21 protein-coding genes and 1 tRNA gene are annotated in these 20,451 nt (G+C 65.3%); 15 read left to right on the top strand and 7 right to left on the bottom strand.

The window, feature by feature from the left end; genetic code table 11:
- Window positions 1-24 precede the first annotated feature (24 nt).
- Window positions 25-522, top strand: coding sequence for an NUDIX domain-containing protein (locus ABUE31_RS00910; RefSeq protein WP_367721592.1), 498 nt, complete (start codon window positions 25-27; stop codon window positions 520-522).
- 5 nt (window positions 523-527) lie between these two features.
- On the opposite strand, the gene ABUE31_RS00905 is transcribed toward ABUE31_RS00910, so the two are convergent.
- The gene (locus tag ABUE31_RS00905; protein ID WP_367721591.1) at window positions 528-1,514 is read right to left on the bottom strand and encodes a glutathione S-transferase family protein; all 987 of its coding nucleotides are present in this window, start codon (window positions 1,512-1,514) and stop codon (window positions 528-530) included.
- A 243-nt stretch (window positions 1,515-1,757) separates the two neighbouring features.
- Between ABUE31_RS00905 and ABUE31_RS00900 the strand changes: the two genes are divergently transcribed.
- The 6 genes from ABUE31_RS00900 to ABUE31_RS00875 all read left to right on the top strand — a co-directional run bounded on the left by ABUE31_RS00900 (window position 1,758) and on the right by ABUE31_RS00875 (window position 6,927).
- Window positions 1,758-2,294: a GNAT family N-acetyltransferase gene (locus tag ABUE31_RS00900; RefSeq protein ID WP_367721590.1), complete on the top strand. Its 537-nt coding sequence runs from the start codon at window positions 1,758-1,760 to the stop codon at window positions 2,292-2,294.
- A 92-nt stretch (window positions 2,295-2,386) separates the two neighbouring features.
- Window positions 2,387-3,160 (top strand): HugZ family pyridoxamine 5'-phosphate oxidase, encoded by a 774-nt coding sequence (locus ABUE31_RS00895; protein WP_367721589.1) that lies wholly within the window; start codon window positions 2,387-2,389, stop codon window positions 3,158-3,160.
- A 161-nt stretch (window positions 3,161-3,321) separates the two neighbouring features.
- Window positions 3,322-3,618: an ArsR/SmtB family transcription factor gene (locus ABUE31_RS00890; protein WP_367721588.1), complete on the top strand. Its 297-nt coding sequence runs from the start codon at window positions 3,322-3,324 to the stop codon at window positions 3,616-3,618.
- 94 nt (window positions 3,619-3,712) lie between these two features.
- Window positions 3,713-3,922, top strand: a complete 210-nt coding sequence (locus tag ABUE31_RS00885) for a heavy-metal-associated domain-containing protein (protein ID WP_367721587.1) — start codon at window positions 3,713-3,715, stop codon at window positions 3,920-3,922.
- A gap of 15 nt (window positions 3,923-3,937) precedes the next feature.
- Entirely contained in the window at window positions 3,938-6,136 is a 2,199-nt protein-coding gene (locus tag ABUE31_RS00880; RefSeq protein WP_367721586.1) for a heavy metal translocating P-type ATPase, read from the top strand.
- Window positions 6,133-6,927, top strand: coding sequence for a TrmH family RNA methyltransferase (locus ABUE31_RS00875; RefSeq protein WP_367721585.1), 795 nt, complete (start codon window positions 6,133-6,135; stop codon window positions 6,925-6,927). Before ABUE31_RS00880 ends, ABUE31_RS00875 begins: the two co-directional genes overlap by 4 nt.
- Window positions 6,928-6,929: 2 nt before the next feature.
- Here ABUE31_RS00875 and ABUE31_RS00870 read toward each other — a convergent pair whose 3' ends face one another.
- Window positions 6,930-8,162 carry a coiled-coil domain-containing protein gene (locus ABUE31_RS00870; protein WP_367721584.1) on the bottom strand — a complete coding sequence of 411 codons (1,233 nt, stop codon included), beginning with the start codon at window positions 8,160-8,162 and terminating at the stop codon, window positions 6,930-6,932.
- A gap of 194 nt (window positions 8,163-8,356) precedes the next feature.
- Complete coding sequence (locus ABUE31_RS00865) at window positions 8,357-8,869, bottom strand: DUF1134 domain-containing protein (protein WP_367722491.1); 513 nt, start codon at window positions 8,867-8,869, stop codon at window positions 8,357-8,359.
- A gap of 339 nt (window positions 8,870-9,208) precedes the next feature.
- Here ABUE31_RS00865 and chpT point away from each other — a divergent pair, with 339 nt between their 5' ends.
- Together chpT and ABUE31_RS00855 are read left to right on the top strand one after the other, a co-directional pair.
- Entirely contained in the window at window positions 9,209-9,838 is a 630-nt protein-coding gene (gene chpT / locus ABUE31_RS00860; protein ID WP_367721583.1) for a histidine phosphotransferase ChpT, read from the top strand.
- 118 nt (window positions 9,839-9,956) lie between these two features.
- On the top strand, window positions 9,957-10,328 hold the full coding sequence (locus ABUE31_RS00855) for a response regulator (RefSeq protein WP_367721582.1): 372 nt from the start codon (window positions 9,957-9,959) through the stop codon (window positions 10,326-10,328).
- Window positions 10,329-10,408: 80 nt separating this feature from the next.
- On the opposite strand, the gene ctrA is transcribed toward ABUE31_RS00855, so the two are convergent.
- A complete protein-coding gene (gene ctrA / locus ABUE31_RS00850) occupies window positions 10,409-11,104 on the bottom strand; it encodes a response regulator transcription factor CtrA (protein ID WP_367721581.1) in 696 nt (231 codons plus the stop codon).
- Window positions 11,105-11,536: 432 nt separating this feature from the next.
- Here ctrA and ABUE31_RS00845 point away from each other — a divergent pair, with 432 nt between their 5' ends.
- Window positions 11,537-11,914: a flagellar export protein FliJ gene (locus ABUE31_RS00845; protein WP_367721580.1), complete on the top strand. Its 378-nt coding sequence runs from the start codon at window positions 11,537-11,539 to the stop codon at window positions 11,912-11,914.
- Window positions 11,915-12,000: 86 nt separating this feature from the next.
- Window positions 12,001-12,438 (top strand): paraquat-inducible protein A, encoded by a 438-nt coding sequence (locus ABUE31_RS00840; protein WP_367721579.1) that lies wholly within the window; start codon window positions 12,001-12,003, stop codon window positions 12,436-12,438.
- Window positions 12,439-12,590: 152 nt separating this feature from the next.
- Here ABUE31_RS00840 and sciP read toward each other — a convergent pair whose 3' ends face one another.
- Entirely contained in the window at window positions 12,591-12,866 is a 276-nt protein-coding gene (gene sciP, locus ABUE31_RS00835) for a CtrA inhibitor SciP (RefSeq protein WP_121580878.1), read from the bottom strand.
- Window positions 12,867-13,113: 247 nt separating this feature from the next.
- Here sciP and mnmA point away from each other — a divergent pair, with 247 nt between their 5' ends.
- Window positions 13,114-14,316 (top strand): tRNA 2-thiouridine(34) synthase MnmA, encoded by a 1,203-nt coding sequence (mnmA, locus tag ABUE31_RS00830; RefSeq protein ID WP_367721578.1) that lies wholly within the window; start codon window positions 13,114-13,116, stop codon window positions 14,314-14,316.
- Between the two features lie 13 nt (window positions 14,317-14,329).
- Here mnmA and ABUE31_RS00825 read toward each other — a convergent pair whose 3' ends face one another.
- A complete protein-coding gene (locus ABUE31_RS00825; protein WP_367721577.1) occupies window positions 14,330-15,283 on the bottom strand; it encodes a Gfo/Idh/MocA family protein in 954 nt (317 codons plus the stop codon).
- A 291-nt stretch (window positions 15,284-15,574) separates the two neighbouring features.
- Here ABUE31_RS00825 and ABUE31_RS00820 point away from each other — a divergent pair.
- The 3 genes from ABUE31_RS00820 to ABUE31_RS00810 all read left to right on the top strand — a co-directional run bounded on the left by ABUE31_RS00820 (window position 15,575) and on the right by ABUE31_RS00810 (window position 18,663).
- A tRNA-Met gene (locus tag ABUE31_RS00820) sits at window positions 15,575-15,651 on the top strand.
- 1,163 nt (window positions 15,652-16,814) lie between these two features.
- Window positions 16,815-17,021: a hypothetical protein gene (locus tag ABUE31_RS00815; protein WP_367721576.1), complete on the top strand. Its 207-nt coding sequence runs from the start codon at window positions 16,815-16,817 to the stop codon at window positions 17,019-17,021.
- A gap of 220 nt (window positions 17,022-17,241) precedes the next feature.
- Window positions 17,242-18,663, top strand: coding sequence for an FAD-binding oxidoreductase (locus tag ABUE31_RS00810; protein ID WP_367721575.1), 1,422 nt, complete (start codon window positions 17,242-17,244; stop codon window positions 18,661-18,663).
- A 19-nt stretch (window positions 18,664-18,682) separates the two neighbouring features.
- On the opposite strand, the gene ABUE31_RS00805 is transcribed toward ABUE31_RS00810, so the two are convergent.
- A complete protein-coding gene (locus ABUE31_RS00805; protein ID WP_367721574.1) occupies window positions 18,683-20,437 on the bottom strand; it encodes a SulP family inorganic anion transporter in 1,755 nt (584 codons plus the stop codon).
- Window positions 20,438-20,451 lie beyond the last annotated feature (14 nt).

The raw sequence follows: 20,451 nt of genomic DNA, 5'->3' as shown, positions 1-20,451 counted from the left end.
TGCTTTCCACCCGGAGACGGCCGAATGAACGCAACCGAGGACGATCGCTTTCGCCAGACCGGCTGGCCTGGCCTGCGGGCAGGCCTGTTCCACCTCTATTTCCGGCTGACGCGCCCGGTGACGTTCGGCGTGCGCGGCCTTGTCCACGACGCCGAGCGGAACGCCGTCTTCCTGATCCGCCACACCTACGTCCCGGGATGGCAGCTTCCGGGCGGCGGTGTCGAGGTCGGCGAGACCGTGCTGGAGGCGCTGCGCCGTGAGCTTTCCGAGGAAGCCAACATCGAACTGACCGGCGCGCCAATCCTCAGGTCGATCCATTTCAACCGCCAGGCAAGCCGGCGCGACCACGTCGCCCTCTACCTGATCCAAGACAGCCGGCAAACCGCCCCGAAGCGGCCGGACCGCGAGATCGCGGAGGCGGGCTTCTTCCCGCTCGACCGGCTGCCCGAGGCGACCACGCCCGCCACCCTGAGGCGCATCGCCGAAGTGTTCCACGACGCTCCGGCTTCGCCTGACTGGTAGAACGATCAGGCCGTGCCGAAGCGGGCCCGGTCATGCGCCGCCTCAAGGTGCATCTCGGGGCCGATCGGAACGACGCCGGTCGGATTGATGGTCTTGTGGCTGCCGTAGTAGTGCGACTTGATGTGGTGGAAGTCGACTGTCTCCGCCACGCCTGGCACCTGGTAGAGATCGCGCAGATAGTTCGACAGGTTCGGATAGTCGGCGATCCGCCGCAGGTTGCACTTGAAATGCCCGACATAGACAGGGTCGAAGCGGACGAGCGTGGTGAAGAGCCGCCAGTCGGCCTCCGTTAGGGCATTGCCGACCAGATAGCGTTGCGCCGACAGCCGACCTTCGATCTGGTCGAGGGCGGAAAAGAGGTCGCCGAACGCTTCCGCATAGGCGTCCTGGGTGGTCGCGAAACCGGCCCGGTAGACGCCGTTGTTGATGGCCGGGTAGACGAGCGCGTTGACCGCGTCGATCTCGGCCCGCAGCGCCTCGGGATAGAAGTCGAGCGACGCGTCTCCCCATTCGTCGAAGGCCGTGTTCAGCATGCGGATGATCTCCGAGGACTCGTTGGAGACGATCGTCTGCTCCTGCTTGTCCCAGAGCACCGGCACCGTTACACGGCCCGAATAGGCCGGGTCGGCACGGGTGTAGATCTGGTGCAGGAACCCCGAGCCGTAGAGGGTGTCGCCCGTCGCGCCGTCCTCGGCCAGGAAGGTCCAGCCGTCCTCGCCCATATGGAAGTGGACGACCGACACGGAGATGACGTCCTCGAGTTTCTTCAGCTTGCGGTAGATCAAGGTGCGATGTGCCCAGGGACACGCAAGCGAGACATAGAGATGGTAGCGGCCGGGCTGCGCCCTGAAGCCGCGTTCCCTCCCGCCCGTCGCCTCCCCGTCTACGGTAACCCAGTCCCGCCAGACAGCGTCCTGGCGCACGAACCTGCCGCCCGATGTCTTGGTGTCGTACCAGCGGTCGACCCACTTGCCGTCTACCAGAAGTCCCATCGTTCAATCCTTCCTTCCCGCTCCATGTAGCGCGGCAGATCGCCCGCGCACAGGATCGGTCGGGGTGACACTGCGTCACCCGCCGGTATGAAGCCCGTAGACGGCATCCCAAAATGATGCTAGCCGGCGCTTCATGCTCGCAATCCGGATCAACCGACGACGAATGGAGGATCGCGCCTAAAAGGCGCCGATGGCTCGCCGCGCATTCGCGGCACACTCCTTCTTCCTCGACCGGACGAGACAATGACTGTTGACGTGACCTATCTGCCGGAATGCTCCGAGCACGATCCCGAGATCGAACACCTTAACGAGGAAGCGTTCGGACCCGGACGCTTCGCCCGCGCAGCCTACAAGATCCGCGAAGGCGGCCCGCACGACCGCTCGCGCTCTTTCGTCGCCATCCACCGCGGCGCGGTCATCGCCTCGGTGCGCATGACCCCCATCGCCGCGGGGAAAGGGCGCGGCCTGCTTCTGGGTCCGCTTGCGGTGCGGCCTGCCTTCAAGAATCTCGGTATCGGCCGGCGCCTGGTGGCGATGGCGCTGGAGGCAGCCGAAAAGTCCGGCGTCCCGGCGGTCCTGCTGGTCGGCGACGAACCCTACTACGGCCCGCTCGGCTTCAAGCGCGTCCCCCGCGGTCAGGTTTCCATGCCCCGGCCGGTCGATCTCGACCGCATTCTAGCAGTCGAGTTCGCGCCCGGCGCAGCCGCGCGCTTCACCGGCGAGATCGGCCATGCCGACCTCGTCCCGGCCGAAAAGCCCGAAAGTCTCGCCGAAGCCTGAACATAACCCTGGGCGGCGGCCTCAAAGGACACTTGTGCAATCGATCCGCCCGCGCAATAACTGGACAAACGACATCCAGTTTGATGCCCGGAATGAACGACAAGCCCGCGACCGTCATCCGCGAGACCGACGCAGACGCAATCAGGCTGGCCAAGACGCTGGTGCGGACCGCGCGCTTCGGCTCCCTGGCCGTGCTCGACCCGACGACCGGCGCGCCGCTGGCAAGCCGGGTCGGGGTCGCGACGGATGCCGACGGCACGCCGCTGATCCTCGTTTCGCAACTGGCCGCGCATACGCAGGCGATCCTAGCCGATGCGCGTTGCTCGCTGCTTGTCGGGGAACCTGGAAAAGGCGATCCCCTCGCCCACCCGAGGATCGCGCTGACCTGCCGCGCAGCGAGGCTCTTGCCGGGGACACCCGAGCAGGAGCGCGCACGGCGGCGCTATCTGAACCGCAATCCGAAGGCGAAGCTTTATGTCGGCCTCGGCGACTTCTCGTTCTTCAGGTTGGACGTGGAGCGGGCGAGCCTGAACGGCGGCTTCGGCAAGGCCTATCTCCTGGAGCGAGACGACCTCATCGTCCATGGTCCGGTGACCGACGACGTCAGCCGCGCCGAGCAGGGCGCCCTCGACCACATGAACGATCACCATGCCGATGCGATCGCGGTCTATGCACGACATCTCGCGAAGGCGGAGGGCGGGGACTGGAGCATGACCGGCATCGACGTCGAGGGTTTCGACCTTGTGTCGGGCGACCAGTCCAGACGGGTGTTTTTTGCTGAGCCGCTGAAGGATTCCGGAAGTTTGCGCGCCGCGCTGGTCGAGATGGCGAAGGCGGCGCGATCATCAGTTCGTGAAGAAAGCTAGTTTCGCTCGTGCCGTGCATTGAGACATCTTGAGAATCACTAACTTTACGCTAGGTTGCATTCTGCCAGCGGACCGGAATTGCCCGTAGCCGCGAAGAAAATGCCAGAAAATTCGCAACTGTCGCCTCGGCGTCCGTGACGAACATCGGCGCAGGAGGAAGGATGGTTTCGAAGAAACTGCTCGATAACGCCGAAGCCGCCGCTGAATTCCTCTCCCTCATCAGCAACGAAAAGCGCCTGGCGATCCTCGCTCATCTGCTCAATCGGGAAATGACGGTCGGCGCCATCGCCGACAAGGTCGCCCTGAGCCAATCGGCACTGTCGCAGCACCTTGCCAAGCTGCGCGGTCTCGAACTCGTTGAAACGCGCCGTGACCGGCAGATGATCTACTACTCCTGCCGGTCCGACGCGGTCAAGAAGATGCTGCAGACGCTGGACGTGCTCTACGGCGAAGCCTGATTTTTTCAGGCCCGGGAAATTTTTCGCCGCAGCCTTGACCTTCCCGTGACTGGAAGCCCTATCTCCGAAAAAATCGGAAAACAGGGCTTTTGTCATGATCATCCATCTGAAGGTTTCAGGCATTCACTGCGGGGGGTGCGCGAACGCCATCCGCGCGGCGCTGGCGGCCACCCCGGCGGTGACATCGACGTCGATCGACATCGCATCGGGGCGCGTGGCGGTCGAGACCGCCACGGCAATCGACGACGCGACACTCATCGCCGCGGTCGAAGCCGCCGGCTATGAAGCCTCCGTCGAACGCTGATTCGGGCATCCAGCCATGAGCCGCATCGCCCTCGACATCTCCGGAATGACCTGCGCCGCCTGCTCTTCGCGGGTGGCAAAATCGCTGGCCCGCGTCGACGGCGTCAAGGACGCCGAGGTCAACCTGGCGCTTGAACGCGCCACGCTCGACCTGGCCGACGGCGTCACGCCGGACGAACTTATCGCAGCGATCGAACGCGCCGGATACGGCGCGAAGCTGAGGAGTTCCGACGAGGCGCGCCGCCGCGCCGACGACGCGGACCGGGAGGCGGCTCGCCTCGCCGAGGAGCGGCAGACGCTGCTCCGATTCGCAGGATCGGCACTCCTGACGATGCCGCTGGTCATCGGAACGATGCCGATGATGCTCGGTACCGGACATGCCTGGATCGGTGCGTGGACCCAGGCCGCCCTCGCTGCCGGCGTCATCCTCCTCTCCGGCACGCGATTCTATCGCGAAGCCTTCAATGCGGTGCGCGGCGGCGGCGCCAACATGGCCGTCCTGGTGTCGCTCGGAACGTCCGTCGCCTTCCTGGCCTCGCTGGTCGAGGTCATTCGCGGCAACACGCATGCACATCTCTACTTCGAGGCGGCCGCTGTCGTCCTGACCCTTGTCATGCTCGGCAAATACATCGAGGCGCGCGCCAAGCGCGGCGCAGGCGCGGCGCTTGCGGCGCTAGGGCGGCTGCAGCCGGCGGAAGCCGAACTCGTCACCCCCGGCGGCACGCGCACGGTAGACGCCACGGCGCTGAACCGCGGCGACGTCGTGCTGGTGAGGCCCGGCGCCCGGTTCCCGAGCGACGGCGTCGTTCTCAGCGGCCACTCCTCGGTCGACGAAGCGCTGGTCACCGGCGAAAGCCTGCCCGTACCGCGTGGCGAGGGAGACCCCGTCCTGACCGGCACGATCAACGGCGAGGCCGCGCTCGAGGTCACCGTGACGAATGTCGGCGAGGACACCAGGCTTGCCCGCATGGCGCGGTTGGTCGAAGAGGCGCAGGCTGGCGATGCGCCGATCCAGCGGCTGGTCGACCGCATATCGGCTGTCTTCGTTCCAGTGATCCTTGTCATGGCGGCTGCGACCTTTCTTGTCTGGTGGCTGGCGTTCGCCGACCCCGCCGGGGGCCTTGCCGCGACGATCGCCGTCCTCGTGATCGCCTGTCCCTGTGCATTGGGGTTGGCCACGCCGACGGCGCTCGTCGCCGGTACCGGTTCGGCGGCGCGCGCCGGCATCCTGATCCGCGACATCGAGACCCTGGAACGCGCTGTCACCATAACCACCGTCGCCTTCGACAAGACAGGCACACTGACGGTCGGGCGTCCGACCGTAGCCGGCACGGTTGCGCTTGACGGCGACGAAGCCGCCCTGCTCGCCCTGGCGGCGTCGGTCGAGGCCAGGAGCGAACACCCGCTCGGCAAGGCGCTCGCAGCGCACGTCGCCGAACAGGGCGCCGACGTCGCGCCGGCCTCCGGCGTCCGCGCCATTCCCGGACAAGGGCTGACCGGCATCTTCGACGGCAGGACGATCGCCGTCGGCAACGAGACGCTTGCCATCGGACTTGGGACAAGCCCATCCGAACTGGCTGCAACGGCTAGCAGGCTTGGCGCCGGCGGAACAACCGCCTTCGTGCTGGTCGACGGCAAGCTGGCCGGTGCGATCCGTTTCGCCGACGAACCGCGTCCCGAGGCGGCAGCCGCAGTCGCGGAACTGCGTGCGCGCGGCCTGCGGACCCTGATGCTGACCGGCGACAACGAGGCGGCTGCCAAGGCCGTCGGCGATGCCGTCGGCGTCGACGAGATCCATGCACGACTGATGCCGGAACAGAAAGTGGCCGTGCTGAAGTCGCTCTCGGAAGCGCAGGATGACGCGGTCGCCTTCGTCGGCGACGGCGTCAATGACGGCCCCGCGCTCGCCACCGCACGCCTGGGCATCGCCCTGTCGTCGGGCAGCGACGTCGCCCGCGAAGCCGCGCCCATCACCCTGATGCGGCCCGACCTGCGCCTTGTCCCGGCCGCTCTCGACATCGCCGCGAAGACCCGACGCACCATCCGCCAGAACCTCGGCTGGGCCTTCGTCTACAATCTGGTCGGCATCCCGCTGGCGGCAACCGGACTGCTGTCGCCGATGTTCGCAGGCGCGGCGATGGCGTTCTCGTCGGTCTCGGTGGTCGCAAACTCGGTCTTGCTGGCGCGCTGGAAACCGATCAAACGTCGGGCATGAACCTGATCAGCATCGACGACCCTGGCGACCCGCGCGCTGCCGCCTATCTCTCGATCCGCGAGCGCGACCTCGCCGGACGCCAGGGTCGCTTCGTTGCGGAAGGCAAGGTCGTGCTCGAGGTGCTCTTCTCGGCGGCTCGGTTCGAACCGGAATCCGTGCTCGTGCTGGACAAGCGCCTGGCCGGCCTGACCGACACGCTGCACAAGGCCCCGCCTTCGATGCCGGTTTACGTCGCGCCGCAGTCCGTGATGGACGAAATCGCCGGCTTCCACATCCATAGGGGCATTCTCGCGGTCGCACGCAGGCGTCACGAGGACGACGCCGAGGCCCTGATCGCGTCGCTGCCGCCCCGCGCGGTCGTCCCGGTGCTGGTCGGCCTCTCGAACCACGACAACGTCGGCGCCATCTTCCGCAACGCGGCCGCGTTCGGGGCCAACGCCGTGCTGCTCGACGCGACCTGCTGCGACCCGCTCTACCGCAAGGCGATACGCGTGTCGGTCGGGGCGGCGCTCAAGGTGCCGTTCGCGACCGTCGAGAGCGCGGGCTCGCTGGTGGATCTGCTCGATCGCCACGGCTTCACCCAGATCGCGCTGTCGCCAGCAGGAACCACCGACATCCGCGACGCCTCGCCGCCGCATCGCCTCGCCCTCTACCTCGGCGCCGAAGGTCCGGGGCTGCCAGACGAGCTTCTGAGCCGCCTCCAGACAGTTCGCATCGGCATGGCGCCGGGCTTCGACAGCCTGAACGTCGCCGCTGCGTCAGCGATCGCGCTGCACCGGTTCGCAAACTAGCGTCAGCCCGACGCCGCCGCCTTCTGCAGCGCGCGCACCCTATCGGCGAGGCTGCTGACCTTCGCGCCGGCATCTCTAGCGGAAGCCTGCCCAAGCGCCGCGTTCACGGGCGAATCTGCCCCATCGAGCGCGGCGGCCAGGCGCACCACCTCGGCCGCGAGTTCGTTCATCTGTTCGCGCAGGATGGCGCTCTGGCGACGCTCGCCGCTCCATTCCTCCGACTTCGTCCGCTCATGCACGGCGACATCGACCTTGAGCTTGCGGTTTTCGCGCGTCAGCGTCTTCAGCCGCTCCTCGAGCAGGTCGCGGTCGGCCGACACCTTGGCCATCAGCTTTTCCATCTCCTGATGCCGGGCGCCGGAGACATAAGTGGACAACTGTTCGGACAGCGCCGCCTTCTCGTTTTCCAGCGCGGCCTTTTCGGCGACGAGCGCCGCGATCTGCGCCTGCAGGCCGCCTTCGGCGTCGGAGTTCGCCTTCACGGTGTCGCGCATCCGCGTCACCTCGCGCTCGCCGCGGTCGATCTTCTCGTCGCGGTCGGCCACCGTCGCGAGCAGGCGCTCGATCCTGCCTTCGAGCCCCTGAGCCCTCTCCTGCTCGGCCTTCAGCGCCTCGCGCGCCGCACGGCTTTCGCCTGTGATCTCCTGGCTCTGCCGGTCGATGTCGCGGCGTTCGTTGCGCAGCGTCAACATCTCCCCGTTCAGCTTCTCGATCTCGCTTTCGCGGGCGGCGATCTCGAGCTGCCGGTTCGACGCGGTGAAGCTCGCATCCTCGTACATGCGCCCGAGCTTTTCGATCTCGTCGGCCCGCCGCTGCAGCAGGCTTTCGGCCTGCTCCAGCTTCTCGGTCAGCATTTCAAGCTCGTCCTCGCGGCGGCGCAGTTCCGCGCGGATCTCGCCGGCCTGCACCTCAAGCCGGGTCAGCGCCTCGTGGCGCTCGTTACGTTCAGCCATCAGTTGCTTGAGTTCTTCGCGATTGCGGTTGATCTCGACGATCTGCGCCGCCGCCTTCTCGCGAAAATTCTGGAAGTTGATTTCCAGCCGGCGCGTCGCCATCGCGAACTCGGCGCGCATGCGATCCTTGTCGGCCTGGATTTCCGCCTGGGTCAGCGGTACCGACGCCTGGATCCGCTTGCGCGTCAGCGCGACGGCCCTGCGCCAGACCATCGGGGCGACGATCAGTGCGATGAATCCGGCCGTCAGGAAGCCGAGTACGAAGACGAGGCTGGACTGCATGGTTCTCCCGGGCGCGGGACGGCGCGGCAACGTACCGCTTTTGCCATGCCGCGCGGCCCGAAATCCAGTGCCGTCGTGGAAACTTCAGGAAAAAATACGGCCCAGAGAGCCCGGGTGGCGTCAGCCGGACACACAACAGCACGAGGCGTCCATGCGGCACCGCCGCGCAGCGCGCGGCGGCAAGTGTGCGTTCGTCAGAATGGGTTCCAGGTCGGCCGGTCGGTCAGCTTGAGATAGCCGACATTGACGCCGAGGCGCGCGCCGACGCCCGTGCGGACCGGCACGAGCAGGATATTGCCGTTCTTCAGGACGTTGAAGCCGAGGCCGGCGACGACATAGGCCGAGCCGGCGACACCCGCGAAGCGGTTGTAGAGGTTCGGCACGTCGTCGAGATTGTAGACCAGCACCATGGTGCGCGAGCCCTGCCCGCCGAAGTCCCAGCCGAGCGACGGCCCCTGCCAGAAGACCTTATGGTCGCCGGCATTCTTGGTGTAGAGGGTGCCCTCGCCGTAGGTCAGGCCGCCGACGATCGCGCCCGATCCCTCTTCGCCGAGCACGTAGCCGTTGGGCAGTCCATAGGACGCAAAGATGTGCTCTATGACGCTGGCCAGCCCGCCCGACGTGGCGCCGAAGAAGCGATGACCCGATTCGACGATTTCATCGGCGGTGTACTCCTGCGCGCGCGACGGCATGACAGACGCCGCCATGATGCACGACAGCGCCAGAAACGTTACGATGAGCCGGACGGGGGTCCGGTCCTTCAGTCGGGAAAACATGCTTCCAAATCTCCGTCCGGGAGCCTTCACCGACGCCTCACCCGGCTGCGACGCTTGGCGGCCGCTTGACGGGAATCGAAGACAAACTAGGCCCCATTCCTTTTCCAACTGTTAAGCATGACGAGTTTGGCGGATTGAGGACGGATTTTGGCGTCGCGAGCGTCATCCTTGCCGCTGATGGCGAGGCTGTATACCAATTGCGCCGGGGGGATGATGGTGATTCGCTTGGGAGAGGGCTGGGGCACTATTTGCAAGGGGACCTGTCGTTAAATGTCTGATCTTTTTACGCTTTCGGCGCCCGATCTGGCTGCGCTGCTGTGCAGCCGGGTGTGCCACGACATCATCTCGCCGGTCGGCGCGATCAACAACGGGCTCGAACTGCTCGACGAGGGCGGCGCCGACGAGGACGCGATGAACCTCATCCGCCAGAGCGCCAGGAACGCCTCGGCCAGGCTGCAGTTCGCCCGAATCGCGTTCGGCGCGGCCGGTTCGGCCGGAATGCAGATCGACACCGGCGACGCCGAGGCGGTGACCACCGCGTTCCTGCGCAACGAGAAGCCGGAGCTGGTCTGGACCGGCGCGAGGGCGCTGCTGCCGAAGAACCAGGTCAAGCTTCTGCTCAATCTCGTCCTGGTGGCGCTTGCGGCGATCCCGCGCGGCGGCAAGATCGCAGTCACGCTTGAGGAAGGGCAGCCGAACCCGAAGTTCACGCTCACGTCGAGCGGTCCGATGTTGCGGGTGCCACCGAAGTTCCTGGAACTTCACTCCGGCCAGAAGCCGGAGGAGCCGATCGACGCCCATTCGGTGCAGCCCTACTACACGCTGCTGCTGGCGCGCGAGGCGAACATGACGATCTCGATCCATGCCACCGCCGACGAGGTCGTTCTCACGGCCAACTAGGGCCGGTTGTTACGACAATTTTTACCTAACCGTTTTTCGGCTTGTTTACGCAGGTCAGATAGGGTGCTTGCATTGAGCCGGAAGTCGCGTTTCCCGGCACCATGCAAGGACCCCGGTCATGAAGCGCTGTTTGTTCGTCGATGATTCCGCCGTTATCCGGAAGGTAGCCAAGCGCATTCTGGGCGGACCCGACCTGCAGATCATCGAAGCGGCTACCGGATTCGACGCGATCGCCGTCTGCGTCACCGACATGCCCGACATCATCGTCGTCGACGGCGCATTGCCCGACATGACGTCGGTCGAGTTCATCCGGCGGGTGCGCGGCATCGACGGCCAGGTGAAGCCGCAGATCGTCATTTCGCTGACCGAGGTCGACATCGCCGCCATCATGCGTGCCAAGCGCGCCGGCGCCCAGGGCTATCTTCTCAAGCCCTTCAACCGACCGCAGCTTCTCGACCGCTTCCGCACCATCCAGGCCGCCGCGGCCTGATAGAAAATCGAACGATTACAACTGCTTGAAAAGAGAAAGCCCGGACAAGCGCCGGGCCTTTTTTCAGATGCCGACAGGCGTCAGGCGATGTCGCGCAGATCTTCCGGCTCGCGCAGGACGTAGCCACGCCCCCACACCGTCTCGATGAAATTCTGCCCGCCGGACGCGGCGTCGAGCTTCTTGCGCAGCTTGCAGATGAAGACGTCGATGATCTTGAGTTCCGGCTCGTCCATGCCGCCATAGAGGTGGTTCAGGAACATTTCCTTGGTGAGCGTCGTGCCCTTGCGCAGCGAGAGCAGCTCCAGCATCTGGTATTCCTTGCCGGTCAGATGCACCCGCTGACCGCCGACCTCGACGGTCTTGGCGTCCAGGTTGACGATGAGGTCGCCAGTGGTGATGACCGACTGCGCGTGCCCCTTGGAGCGGCGGACGATCGCATGGATACGCGCGACCAACTCGTCCTTGTGGAACGGCTTGGTCATATAGTCGTCGGCGCCGAAGCCGAGCCCGCGGACCTTGTCCTCGATGCCGGCCATGCCGGAAAGAATGAGAATGGGCGTCTTGACCTTCGAAAGGCGAAGCGTCCTCAGCACCTCGTATCCCGACATGTCGGGAAGATTGAGGTCCAGCAGGATGATGTCGTAGTCATACAGCTTGCCGAGATCGACGCCCTCTTCACCGAGATCCGTGGTGTAGACGTTGAAGCTTTCCGACTTGAGCATCAGTTCGATGCTCTGGGCGGTTGCACTGTCGTCTTCTATCAGCAGAACGCGCATTCTATTCCCCTTTTCTGCTGCCAGACCGTTTCGAGCGGGCGTCCGGTATCGGAGCAGTTCATGCCTGAATCAGAAGCTGCCATCGAATGGTTAACAAAACCTAATTCGACTTGGCAAGTGAAAACCGTTCGTTCAGCCAACCGAGACACCATCTTGAATCTTAAGCTGAATCGCCCCAATCGCTCCTTAACGTCCTACATGAACGGAAAGGGCTAACCCTTCCGTGCAGAAGTCGCGGATTCGACGCAGTTGCGAGCTTCGATCTTTACCCTGCCTTAAGTCCTGCCGCGTATGATTAACAATGCGCGTAAACGAATGGTTACCGCCGGAGAAATATCTTAGGGATTTGTTTCCCATAGGGCCCGGCCGCGACCTTCGTCGACGTGGAGATTTCGTATCGGAAGGTGTCGGCGTTTGCGGGAGTTTCGGGCCATGAAAACACGTGAGAACCTCGTTCGGCTGAAGCAGTTTCAGGTGAACGACAAGCGCCGGCAACTCATGCAACTCGACATGATGATCGCCGAATTCGAGCGGATGGCGAACGAACTCGAGGTCCAGGTCGCCGCCGAGGAAAAGAAGGCGGGCATCACCGACATCAATCACTTCGCCTATCCGACCTTCGCCAGGGCCGCTCGCCTGCGCCATGACAATCTCAAGAACTCCCAGCAAGACCTGCTGCTGCAGCGGGCCATGGCCGAATCCATACTCGCCGAAGCTGAAGCGGAGCTTTCCAAGGCGGAGGCGCTGGAATCGCGAGACGCCAAGACCCGCGAGGCCGACACCGGCATGCGCAGCGCCATGATCGGCTGACGGCCGCCCGGGCCGCAACGACCACCGGCCGACAACCGACCCAGGATATCGACCAACGACCGGCAATGCGCCGAATTCTCCTCCCGTTGACCCTGTTCGCGTCCACGCTCGCGCTTGGGCTGGGGCTCGTGCTGCCGCTGGTGCGCGTGGAACGGCTCTACTTCCTTACCGACAACCCTTCGCTCGTCGCGATCATCGCCGGCCTGTGGGCCGAGGACGAACTGCTGCTTGCGACGATCATCGCGCTGTTCTCGGTCGTCTTTCCCTGCATCAAGCTGGCGGCGCTGCACATCGCGGCCCATGCCGGCGACGACGCTTCGAGAAGGGTGCCCGCCTGGATGCGCGCGCTTTCCGGCTGGTCGATGCTGGATGTGATGCTTGTGGCGCTGGTGGTGTTCGCGGCCAAGACCAGCGGCCTCGCCACGGCCTACACGCAGCCGGGGCTATGGTTCTTCGCGGCCTCGGTCGTGCTGACCGCGATCGCATCGGCGATGCTGAAGCGGAGCGGAGCAGAAACCGGCTAGGCGCGAAGGGGCGAACGGGCGCAAGCGGCAAACGAACGGCTCATCGCCTGCAGCGACGGCCACGCCTGCCCGGAAGTACTTTGGAAGTCCGTCAGTTGCGCGCACGACCATGCCCCTAACCGGGAGGCGTCCGCGCCTGAAGTGGCGGGAGGCTAGTGCCTGTATTGCTGGATGCGCGTGGTGCGCAAGCCCGCAAGGCCGTATTCGTCGATCGAAGCCTGCCAGGAGAGGAATTCTTCGGTGGTGAGCTTGTAGCGCTGGCACGCCTCGTCCAGGCTGAGCAGGCCGCCCCGGACCGCAGCGACCACTTCGGCCTTGCGCCGGATAACCCAGCGCCGGGTGTTGGACGGCGGAAGATCGGCGATCGTGAGCGGACTTCCGTCCGGGCCAATCACGTACTTGACGCGCGGTCTAATCAGATCGGTCATCGTACTCTCTACACACAACCACAAACGCTACGACGCAATGGCAGTCACAATACCGCCACAGCTTTAAAAATTGCCTAAGCGTTTCCTAATGGGTAAGTAACGTTCCTGAATCCGTCGTTAGGGATTCCGTTAAGATTTGAGGCAGCCCGCCATTTCCTTCGCCGCAGCCTGCGGTTGGCACAGCGTGGGCGGCTAACCTATATTCGCATGGCGCAGCACAGATGGCGCGCCACGGAACGACAAAGCCATGAACAGCCTAGACCTTCCCGGACGGCCCGAAGACACCCGCATCGTCGTCGCGATGTCGGGTGGCGTCGATTCCTCGGTCGTTGCGGCGCTGCTTAAGCGGGAAGGCTACGACGTCGTCGGCATGACGCTGCAGCTCTACGACCATGGCGCGGCCGTTCACCGGACGGGTTCGTGCTGCGCGGGACAGGACATCGCCGACGCGCGCCGGGTCGCCGAAACGCTCGGCATCCCACACTACGTGCTGAACTACGAGCAGCGCTTCCGCGAGGCGGTGATCGACCCGTTCGCGGCCAGCTACGTGGCGGGGGAGACGCCGATCCCCTGCGTCTCGTGCAACCAGACCGTCAAGTTCGCGGATCTCCTCGCGACAGCCCGGGAACTCGGCGCCGCCGCGCTTGCCACGGGACACTACATCCGCAGCCGCCCCGGCGCGGGCGCGGACGGTAGGCACCGAGCGCTCTACCGGCCGGTCGACGCCGATCGCGACCAGAGCTACTTCCTGTTCGCCACCACGCAGGAGCAGATCGACTACCTGCGCTTTCCGCTGGGCGGCCTGTCGAAGCCGGAAGTGCGCGCCATCGCGGAGGAGGTCGGCCTGACCGTGGCGGCCAAGGCCGACAGCCAGGACATCTGCTTCGTGCCGCAGGGCAAGTATTCCGACATCATCGAGAAGCTGAGGCCGGCAGCCGCCGCTCCCGGCGATATCGTCCACATCGACGGGCGGGTGCTCGGACGCCACGACGGCATCCTGCGCTACACGATCGGTCAGCGGCGCGGCATCGGCGTCGCAGCCGGCCAGCCGCTCTATGTCGTGCACATCGACGCCGAGAAGGCGCGCGTCATCGTCGGCCCGCGCGAGGCGCTGGAGACCCGCAAGGTCTTCCTGCGCGACGTGAACTGGCTGGGCGACCAGCCGCTGTCCGACATCCCGCATGAGGGGCTGGAACTGTTCGCGAAGGTGCGCTCGACGCGGCCGCCCAAGCCGGCGACGCTGCGGCGCGACGCAACGTCTGTCTGGGTCGAACTCGGCGACGGCGAGGCAGGTGTCGCGCGCGGACAGGCTTGCGTGTTCTACAGCGACGACGGCAACCAAGCCCGGGTTCTCGGTGGCGGGTTCATCGAGCGCTCGGAGCGCGGCCGCGACGCCGAAGACATGCTGGCGCGGCTGGCCGCTGCGCCGTCGACGGCGGCTGCCCTCTAGCCGGGAAGAACCCTCAGACGTGAACGACCGTGCCGGCGGTGAGGATGCGCAGCACGGTGATCGCCTCTTCGCCGCCGGTGCGCGGCTCGGCGCGCGTTTCCATGCAGTGCAGGAAATGCTCCAGTTCGCGCGTCAGCGGCATGCCCTGCTCGATGTCGACATAGGTCGGCTCGTTGGTCGTGAAAGCCCACTGCCCGCTGTCCTGCCACACCGCATGCCGGTAGAGGGCGAGCTTGCGCTGCCAAGGCTCGACGTCGTCGAGCACCGCCATCGCCTTGGTGCCGACGACGGTCAGCCGCCGCTCCCGGTAGGGATTGAGGCGCGACGCGAACAGATGGCCGCGCACGCCGTTGGGAAAGCGCAGATGGACATGCGCGAAGTCGCTGAGGTGGTCGAGCAGTGCGGCCCCCTCCCCGCGCACCTCGACCGGGGCGACCCCCGTTATCGCAAGGATCATCGACAGGTCGTGCGGCGCGAGATCCCAGAGCGCATCGTTCTCGGTATGAAACTTGCCGAGGCCGAGCCGGTGCGAATGGATGTACTTGACGTCGCCGAGTTCGCCGGCGTCGATCAGTTCCTTCAGCTTCTCGAAGGCCGGGTGGTAGCGCAGCACATGGCCGACCATGAACACGCGCCGGTTCCTGCGCGCGGCCTCGACGGCGCGTTCGCCGTCCGCGACCGTCAGCGCGATCGGCTTTTCCACCAGCACGTCCTTGCCCGCCTCCACCGCGCGGATGGCAAGGTCGGCGTGGAACTGCGGCGGCAGCGCCATGACGATGCCGTCGATGTCTTCGCGCTCGAACAGCGCGTCCGGATCGATCGCGAGGCAGCCCTGCTCGCTGGCGAAGCCTTCGGCGCGCGCGCGGTTGGCGTCGGAGACCGCGTGCAGTGCGCCGAGCCCCTTCAGGGTGCGGATATGGTTCGAGCCCCAGTAGCCACAGCCCAGGACTGCTATGCGCGGTTTCATATCGTGCCAGCTCAGGAAAATTGTGACGGAGACATAACGGCGCAGCAGAGCTAACTCAAGCGCCGAGCGCCGCATGGCGGACGATTTGCCGCGCGCGCCGACGCCGGCCGGGGACGGCGCCGGGGCGGTTTGCCCCGTTCGCCCGGACAGCCCCGCGGGCCGGCCCGCACCGACGGGCGGCGGGCGACCGAAACGGCGGAACTTGCGGCTTGACAGTTTCCACCCCCCAACCGTATATCCGCGCCACCTTTGCGGATGTTTCGCCGGCCCGCCGGTTCGACGTCGCCGCATGGCGGAGTAGCTCAGTTGGTTAGAGCAGAGGAATCATAATCCTTGTGTCGGGGGTTCAAATCCCTCCTCCGCTACCACCGTTTCCCCCACTCGTGGGTGGGCGCAACGTCCAAGACGGCCTTCCGCCACCAACTCTTCTTTAACATTCAATCAACTCTGGTTTCGCTTCCACAACGGCCGGTGCGCCGGCCTGCCTATTGCGGTTGGCGGGTGGCGTCTGCTTTGATGACTTAAACTCAGGAGGCGATCCCATGGTTCGGATATTGATTGCTTTCGCAATCGGCGCCACTGCAATGGCGTCGACGGGCTGTCAGGCAACGTCAACTTCGGTTGCCAGCGGTTACCACCCCGCGAATTGCGCGATGGTTGGGTCGAGCTGTTCCCGGGACCGGTAAGTGGTTCGGGCTGGTGGCGCCTATGAAGCTGCAGCCCTCAATGATATTGTTTCGGCGGCCGCAATCAGGTGCACTACCCGTCTCCCGTGGTCAGGAGGGGCAGAGCGTAGCAGTTCCTCGGCGGCAAGGTTCTCTTGAAGGGGGGCGAGGGTGACATGAAGAAATCCTACGCGAAGCCGGCTCTCCAGTGCCGAGAAACGTTGAGCCAGGTCACTTCCAAAGTTGTTGCCGTCGTTTCAGGGCAGCCTAGGCCAGCATAGGCACGTACTGCCGTCCTGCTTGGCGCCGTCTTCGGGCGGCGTTTCCATTTGGTGGCCTGCACGGGCGGCTATCGAACCGGACCAACGGTTCATGCCGCCCGTCCGCGACGGGACGCCACGTTCGGCATCCCGAGTTCCAAAGAGCATGGCTCGCCGTTCGCCGGCGGCTTCCGCCACTCATTCAGCTTCTCGATGTCGACCGCCTGCGTTTCAAGGGTTTCCCAATGAGGTGAAGCAGGTCGCCCAACCAATTGGCACCATTCGCCTCCGACTCAGCCCGCGACGGCAGGTGACGGTTCTGCTTCCAGAAGTCCGCGAACCTATCCGCGTCGAGCAGATTGGCCCCGCGAAAGGCAAACGCCTTGGCTACGTCGTCATCTGCGTCCTGTAGGGCACCCGTGGTAGCGTAGTCGAACAGCCACCAGTCGGCGAGCCGAGCGTGACGCCGCCGACGCTGTGGATACGCATCCGCGCGGCAATCACCGTCGTGCCTGTCGAGAACTCGATGTATGCGGGCGTGTTCCCCGGCGACCAGACACCTTCCGCGCGACACCGAATGAGGCGAAGGGCTGTGAAGTTGGTTCCATGGTGGCCATGAAAGGCGAGATTGCCGAAGACGTCGTGTTCTTGAAGATCCGCCTTTCTGAATGGCTGCCGTGGGTAAAACACGGAACTCGCCCGAGTATGCCGGGTGTGTACGTCATCGCTCGGGATCAACCCGGCAACGGTCCGAAAGTTATGCATGACATGCACATTCTCGATTTTTGCTCCCGCCTTGAGCAGTCGCCCTAGGGTTGCCCGCGCCCGGTTGCTCTCCGCTGGCAGCAACAGAACCTGTCGACCATCGCATCTGTCAGACGAAAGTGGCCAGCGAAGGATGGCGCGGTCCAAAAAATCGGCCTAACGTAGATGTGAACCACCCAATGCACCGGCGGCCACCGCTGCCTGAACCGTGATCGAGATCGCGTGCACGACGGGCAATTGCCCGTCATCAACCTGGGAGGGCAATGTCATGAATGACCTGAACCTAACCGGCCTGGAATCGGGCTCACGATCCGTGGGCGCCTCGGCGGTCGAGACGCTCCGGGCGAAGCTGAAGGGCCGTCTGCTGCAGCCGGGCGACCCGTCCTACGACGAGGCCCGAACCATCTGGAACGCCATGATCGACCGCAAGCCCGGACTGATCGTGCGCTGCGCCGATGCGGGCGACGTCGTTCATGCCGTCCGCTTTGCGCGTGACAACGGCCTGCTTCTTGCCGTGCGCGGCGGCGGGCACAACATTGCCGGAAACGCCGTCTGCGACGGCGGCCTGATGATCGATCTCTCGCAGATGAACGCGGTTCGCGTGGACGCGGCCGCGATGCGGGCGGTGGTCGGGCCGGGCGCGACGCTGGCCGATGTCGATCGCGAGACGCAGGCGGCCGGTCTGGCCGTGCCGACCGGCATCAACTCCACTACCGGCATCGCGGGCCTGACGCTCGGCGGCGGGTTCGGCTGGATCACGCGGAAGTTCGGACTGACCATCGACAACCTGGTGTCGGCCGAGGTGGTCACGGCTGACGGCGAAATCGTCCGGGCGAGCGCGAGCGAGCACCCGGACCTGTTCTGGGCGCTGCGCGGCGGCGGCGGCAACTTCGGCGTCGTCACGTCCTTCGAGTTCAAGCTGCACAAGATGGGCCCCGAGGTGCTGGCGGGACTGGTCGTGCACCCCTTCTCGGATGCCCAGGCGATCCTCCAGCAGTACCGGGAGGTGGTCGCGACCGCACCGGACGAACTGACCTGCTGGGTCGTCATGCGGCAGGCCCCGCCGCTCCCCTTCCTGCCGGAGGAATGGCACGGCAAGGAAGTCCTCATCCTGGCCATGTGCTACTGCGGCGACATCGAGGCGGGCCAGAGGGCGACGGCCGCGCTGCGGGCGATCGGCAAGCCGATCGTCGACGTGGTCGGGCCGAGCCCCTTCGCCGGATGGCAACAGGCCTTCGATCCCTTGCTGACGCCGGGTGCGCGAAACTACTGGAAGAGCCACGACCTGACGAAACTGCCCGACGCGGCGATCGGCGTGCTGCTCGATGCGATCCGCGCCCTGCCCGGCCCCGAATGCGAGGTGTTCATCGGCCATGTCGGCGGCGCGGCCGGCCGGGTGACCCCCGACGCGACGGCCTTCCCACAACGCAGCGCGCATTTCGTGATGAATGTCCATACGCGGTGGCGCGAAGCCAGCGACGACCGGAGTTTCATCGCCTGGGCGCGGCAGCTGTTCGACGCCATGAAACCACACGCCGCCGGCACAGCCTATGTCAACTTCATGCCGGACGACGAGGGCGGCCGCGTCGAGACGGCCTATGGCGGCAACTACGGCCGCCTGGCGGCGATCAAGAAGCGCTACGACCCCGGCAACCTTCTCAGGCTGAACCAGAACGTGAAGCCGGCCTGAACGGTCGGCACAACACGCCTTAGCTCGCCATCATTGCCGGCGCCATGACGGCGCCGGTATAGGGAACAGTGCGCAGGGACGTCACGGCTTCGTACTGGCTGAGGAAAATCTTGCCGGTCAGCTTCTCCAGGAAGTCCGTCTTCTTCAGCCGGTCCATGACCGGACCCTTGACCTCCGAGAGATGGAAGGCGATGCCGGCATCCTTGAGGCGATGATTGATCTCTTCGAGGCTCTCCAGCGCGCTGGCATCGATGTCGTTGACCGCCGGGCACATCAGGACGACGTGGCGGATGTCCGGGCTGTCAGAGACGAGGGCCGCGATGCGGTCTTCCAGATAGCGGCTGTTGGCGAAATAGAGGCTTTCGTCGACACGTATCGACAGTATTGGTGGATCGGTGACGACCTTGTGCCGATTGATGTTGCGGAAATGCTCCGTACCGGGCACCAGCCCGACCACCGCCATGTGCGGCCGGCTGGTCCGGTAGAGATGCAGCGCCAGCGAAAGCAGCACGCCCGAGAGAACGCCCGGCTCGACGCCCCAGAACAGCGTGATGAGGATGGTCGTCGCCATCGCCGCGAAATCCGCCTTCGAGTAGCCGAAGACGGCGCCGATGGCCTTGAAGTCGACCAGCGACAGCACCGCCACGATGATCGTCGCGGCGAGCGTCGCCTGCGGCAGGTTGGCGAGCAGCGGCGTCAGGAACAGGGTGGCGATGGCAATGCCGACGGCGGTGAATATCCCCGCGGCCGGGGTTTCCGCCCCGGCGTCGAAATTGACGACTGAGCGCGCGAAGCCGCCGGTGACAGGGAAACCGGACGAGATTCCGGAGGCGATATTCGCCGCGCCGAGGCCGATCAGTTCCTGGTCCGGAACGATGCGCTGACGGCGCTTGGAGGCAAGCGTCTGCGCGACAGACACCGACTCGACGAAGCCGATGGCGCTGATCAGCAGCGCCGGCCCGGCAAGCGTGGCGACGAGGTCGAGCGAGAAAGCCGGAATGCCCGGAACGGGAAGACCCCGCGGGATCGAGCCAACCAGGACGACGCCATGATCGGCGAGGTCGAACGCGCCGGCAATGAGGATCGTCGCCGCGACCGCCAGGATGGGCGACGCCTTGGTAATGATGTCGGACAGCCGGCTGTTCAGCCCGGTGCGGTTCAGCAGGCCCTTCAGGCGAGTGCGCGCGAAGAAGAGGAAGGCGACGACGCCGATGCCGATCACCAGGGTTATCGGATTGGCGTTGCCAGCCTGGGACAAAAGCCCTTCGGCGATCTCCGGCAGCGTGTCTCCTTTGACCGGGACGCCAAAGATGTGCTTGAGCTGGCTGGCGGCGATCAGCAGACCTGACGCCGTGATGAAGCCCGAAATCACCGGGCGGCTCAGGAAATTGGCGAGGAAGCCAAGCCGGAACACGCCCATCAGCACGAGGATCACACCCGACAGCAGCGCCAGGACGATCGCGGCGGTCAGGTAGTCTGCGGTCCCCTGCGCGGCGACCTGGCCGACGACGGACGCTGTCATCAGTGAAACCACCGCGACCGGGCCGACCGCCAGCACCCGGCTGGTGCCGAAGATGGCATAGGCCACCAGCGGCAGGATCGAGGCGTAGAGCCCGACTTCCGGCGGCAGTTCCGCCAGCATCGCGTAGGCCAGCGACTGCGGGATCAGCATGATCGTTACGATCATTGCCGCCACGAGGTCGCTGGTCAGCACGGAGCGATTGTAGGCCTTGCCCCATGCGACGATGGGGAGGAACGTCTCGATTCTGTTCATGGTTCTGCTTGCTT

This window comes from Mesorhizobium marinum, from assembly GCF_040813675.1.
Taxonomy (GTDB): Bacteria; Pseudomonadota; Alphaproteobacteria; order Rhizobiales; family Rhizobiaceae; genus Mesorhizobium_K; species Mesorhizobium_K marinum.
The sequence above is the reverse complement of the archived record's forward strand: the minus strand, read 5'-3'. Positions and strand labels throughout refer to the sequence as shown.

Coding starts and splice junctions, on each gene's coding strand:
- ABUE31_RS00875 (WP_367721585.1), top strand. CDS start 6,133: ATGAACCTGATCAGCATCGACGACCCTGGCGACCCGCGCGCTGCCGCC.
- ABUE31_RS00855 (WP_367721582.1), top strand. CDS start 9,957: ATGAAGCGCTGTTTGTTCGTCGATGATTCCGCCGTTATCCGGAAGGTA.
- ABUE31_RS00895 (WP_367721589.1), top strand. CDS start 2,387: ATGAACGACAAGCCCGCGACCGTCATCCGCGAGACCGACGCAGACGCA.
- ABUE31_RS00805 (WP_367721574.1), bottom strand. CDS start 20,437: ATGAACAGAATCGAGACGTTCCTCCCCATCGTCGCATGGGGCAAGGCC.
- ABUE31_RS00810 (WP_367721575.1), top strand. CDS start 17,242: ATGAATGACCTGAACCTAACCGGCCTGGAATCGGGCTCACGATCCGTG.
- ABUE31_RS00815 (WP_367721576.1), top strand. CDS start 16,815: ATGGTGGCCATGAAAGGCGAGATTGCCGAAGACGTCGTGTTCTTGAAG.
- chpT (WP_367721583.1), top strand. CDS start 9,209: ATGTCTGATCTTTTTACGCTTTCGGCGCCCGATCTGGCTGCGCTGCTG.
- ABUE31_RS00900 (WP_367721590.1), top strand. CDS start 1,758: ATGACTGTTGACGTGACCTATCTGCCGGAATGCTCCGAGCACGATCCC.
- ABUE31_RS00885 (WP_367721587.1), top strand. CDS start 3,713: ATGATCATCCATCTGAAGGTTTCAGGCATTCACTGCGGGGGGTGCGCG.
- ABUE31_RS00905 (WP_367721591.1), bottom strand. CDS start 1,514: ATGGGACTTCTGGTAGACGGCAAGTGGGTCGACCGCTGGTACGACACC.
- ABUE31_RS00845 (WP_367721580.1), top strand. CDS start 11,537: ATGAAAACACGTGAGAACCTCGTTCGGCTGAAGCAGTTTCAGGTGAAC.
- ABUE31_RS00865 (WP_367722491.1), bottom strand. CDS start 8,869: ATGGCGGCGTCTGTCATGCCGTCGCGCGCGCAGGAGTACACCGCCGAT.
- ABUE31_RS00870 (WP_367721584.1), bottom strand. CDS start 8,162: ATGCAGTCCAGCCTCGTCTTCGTACTCGGCTTCCTGACGGCCGGATTC.
- ABUE31_RS00880 (WP_367721586.1), top strand. CDS start 3,938: ATGAGCCGCATCGCCCTCGACATCTCCGGAATGACCTGCGCCGCCTGC.
- sciP (WP_121580878.1), bottom strand. CDS start 12,866: ATGACCGATCTGATTAGACCGCGCGTCAAGTACGTGATTGGCCCGGAC.
- ABUE31_RS00890 (WP_367721588.1), top strand. CDS start 3,322: ATGGTTTCGAAGAAACTGCTCGATAACGCCGAAGCCGCCGCTGAATTC.
- ctrA (WP_367721581.1), bottom strand. CDS start 11,104: ATGCGCGTTCTGCTGATAGAAGACGACAGTGCAACCGCCCAGAGCATC.
- ABUE31_RS00825 (WP_367721577.1), bottom strand. CDS start 15,283: ATGAAACCGCGCATAGCAGTCCTGGGCTGTGGCTACTGGGGCTCGAAC.
- mnmA (WP_367721578.1), top strand. CDS start 13,114: ATGAACAGCCTAGACCTTCCCGGACGGCCCGAAGACACCCGCATCGTC.
- ABUE31_RS00910 (WP_367721592.1), top strand. CDS start 25: ATGAACGCAACCGAGGACGATCGCTTTCGCCAGACCGGCTGGCCTGGC.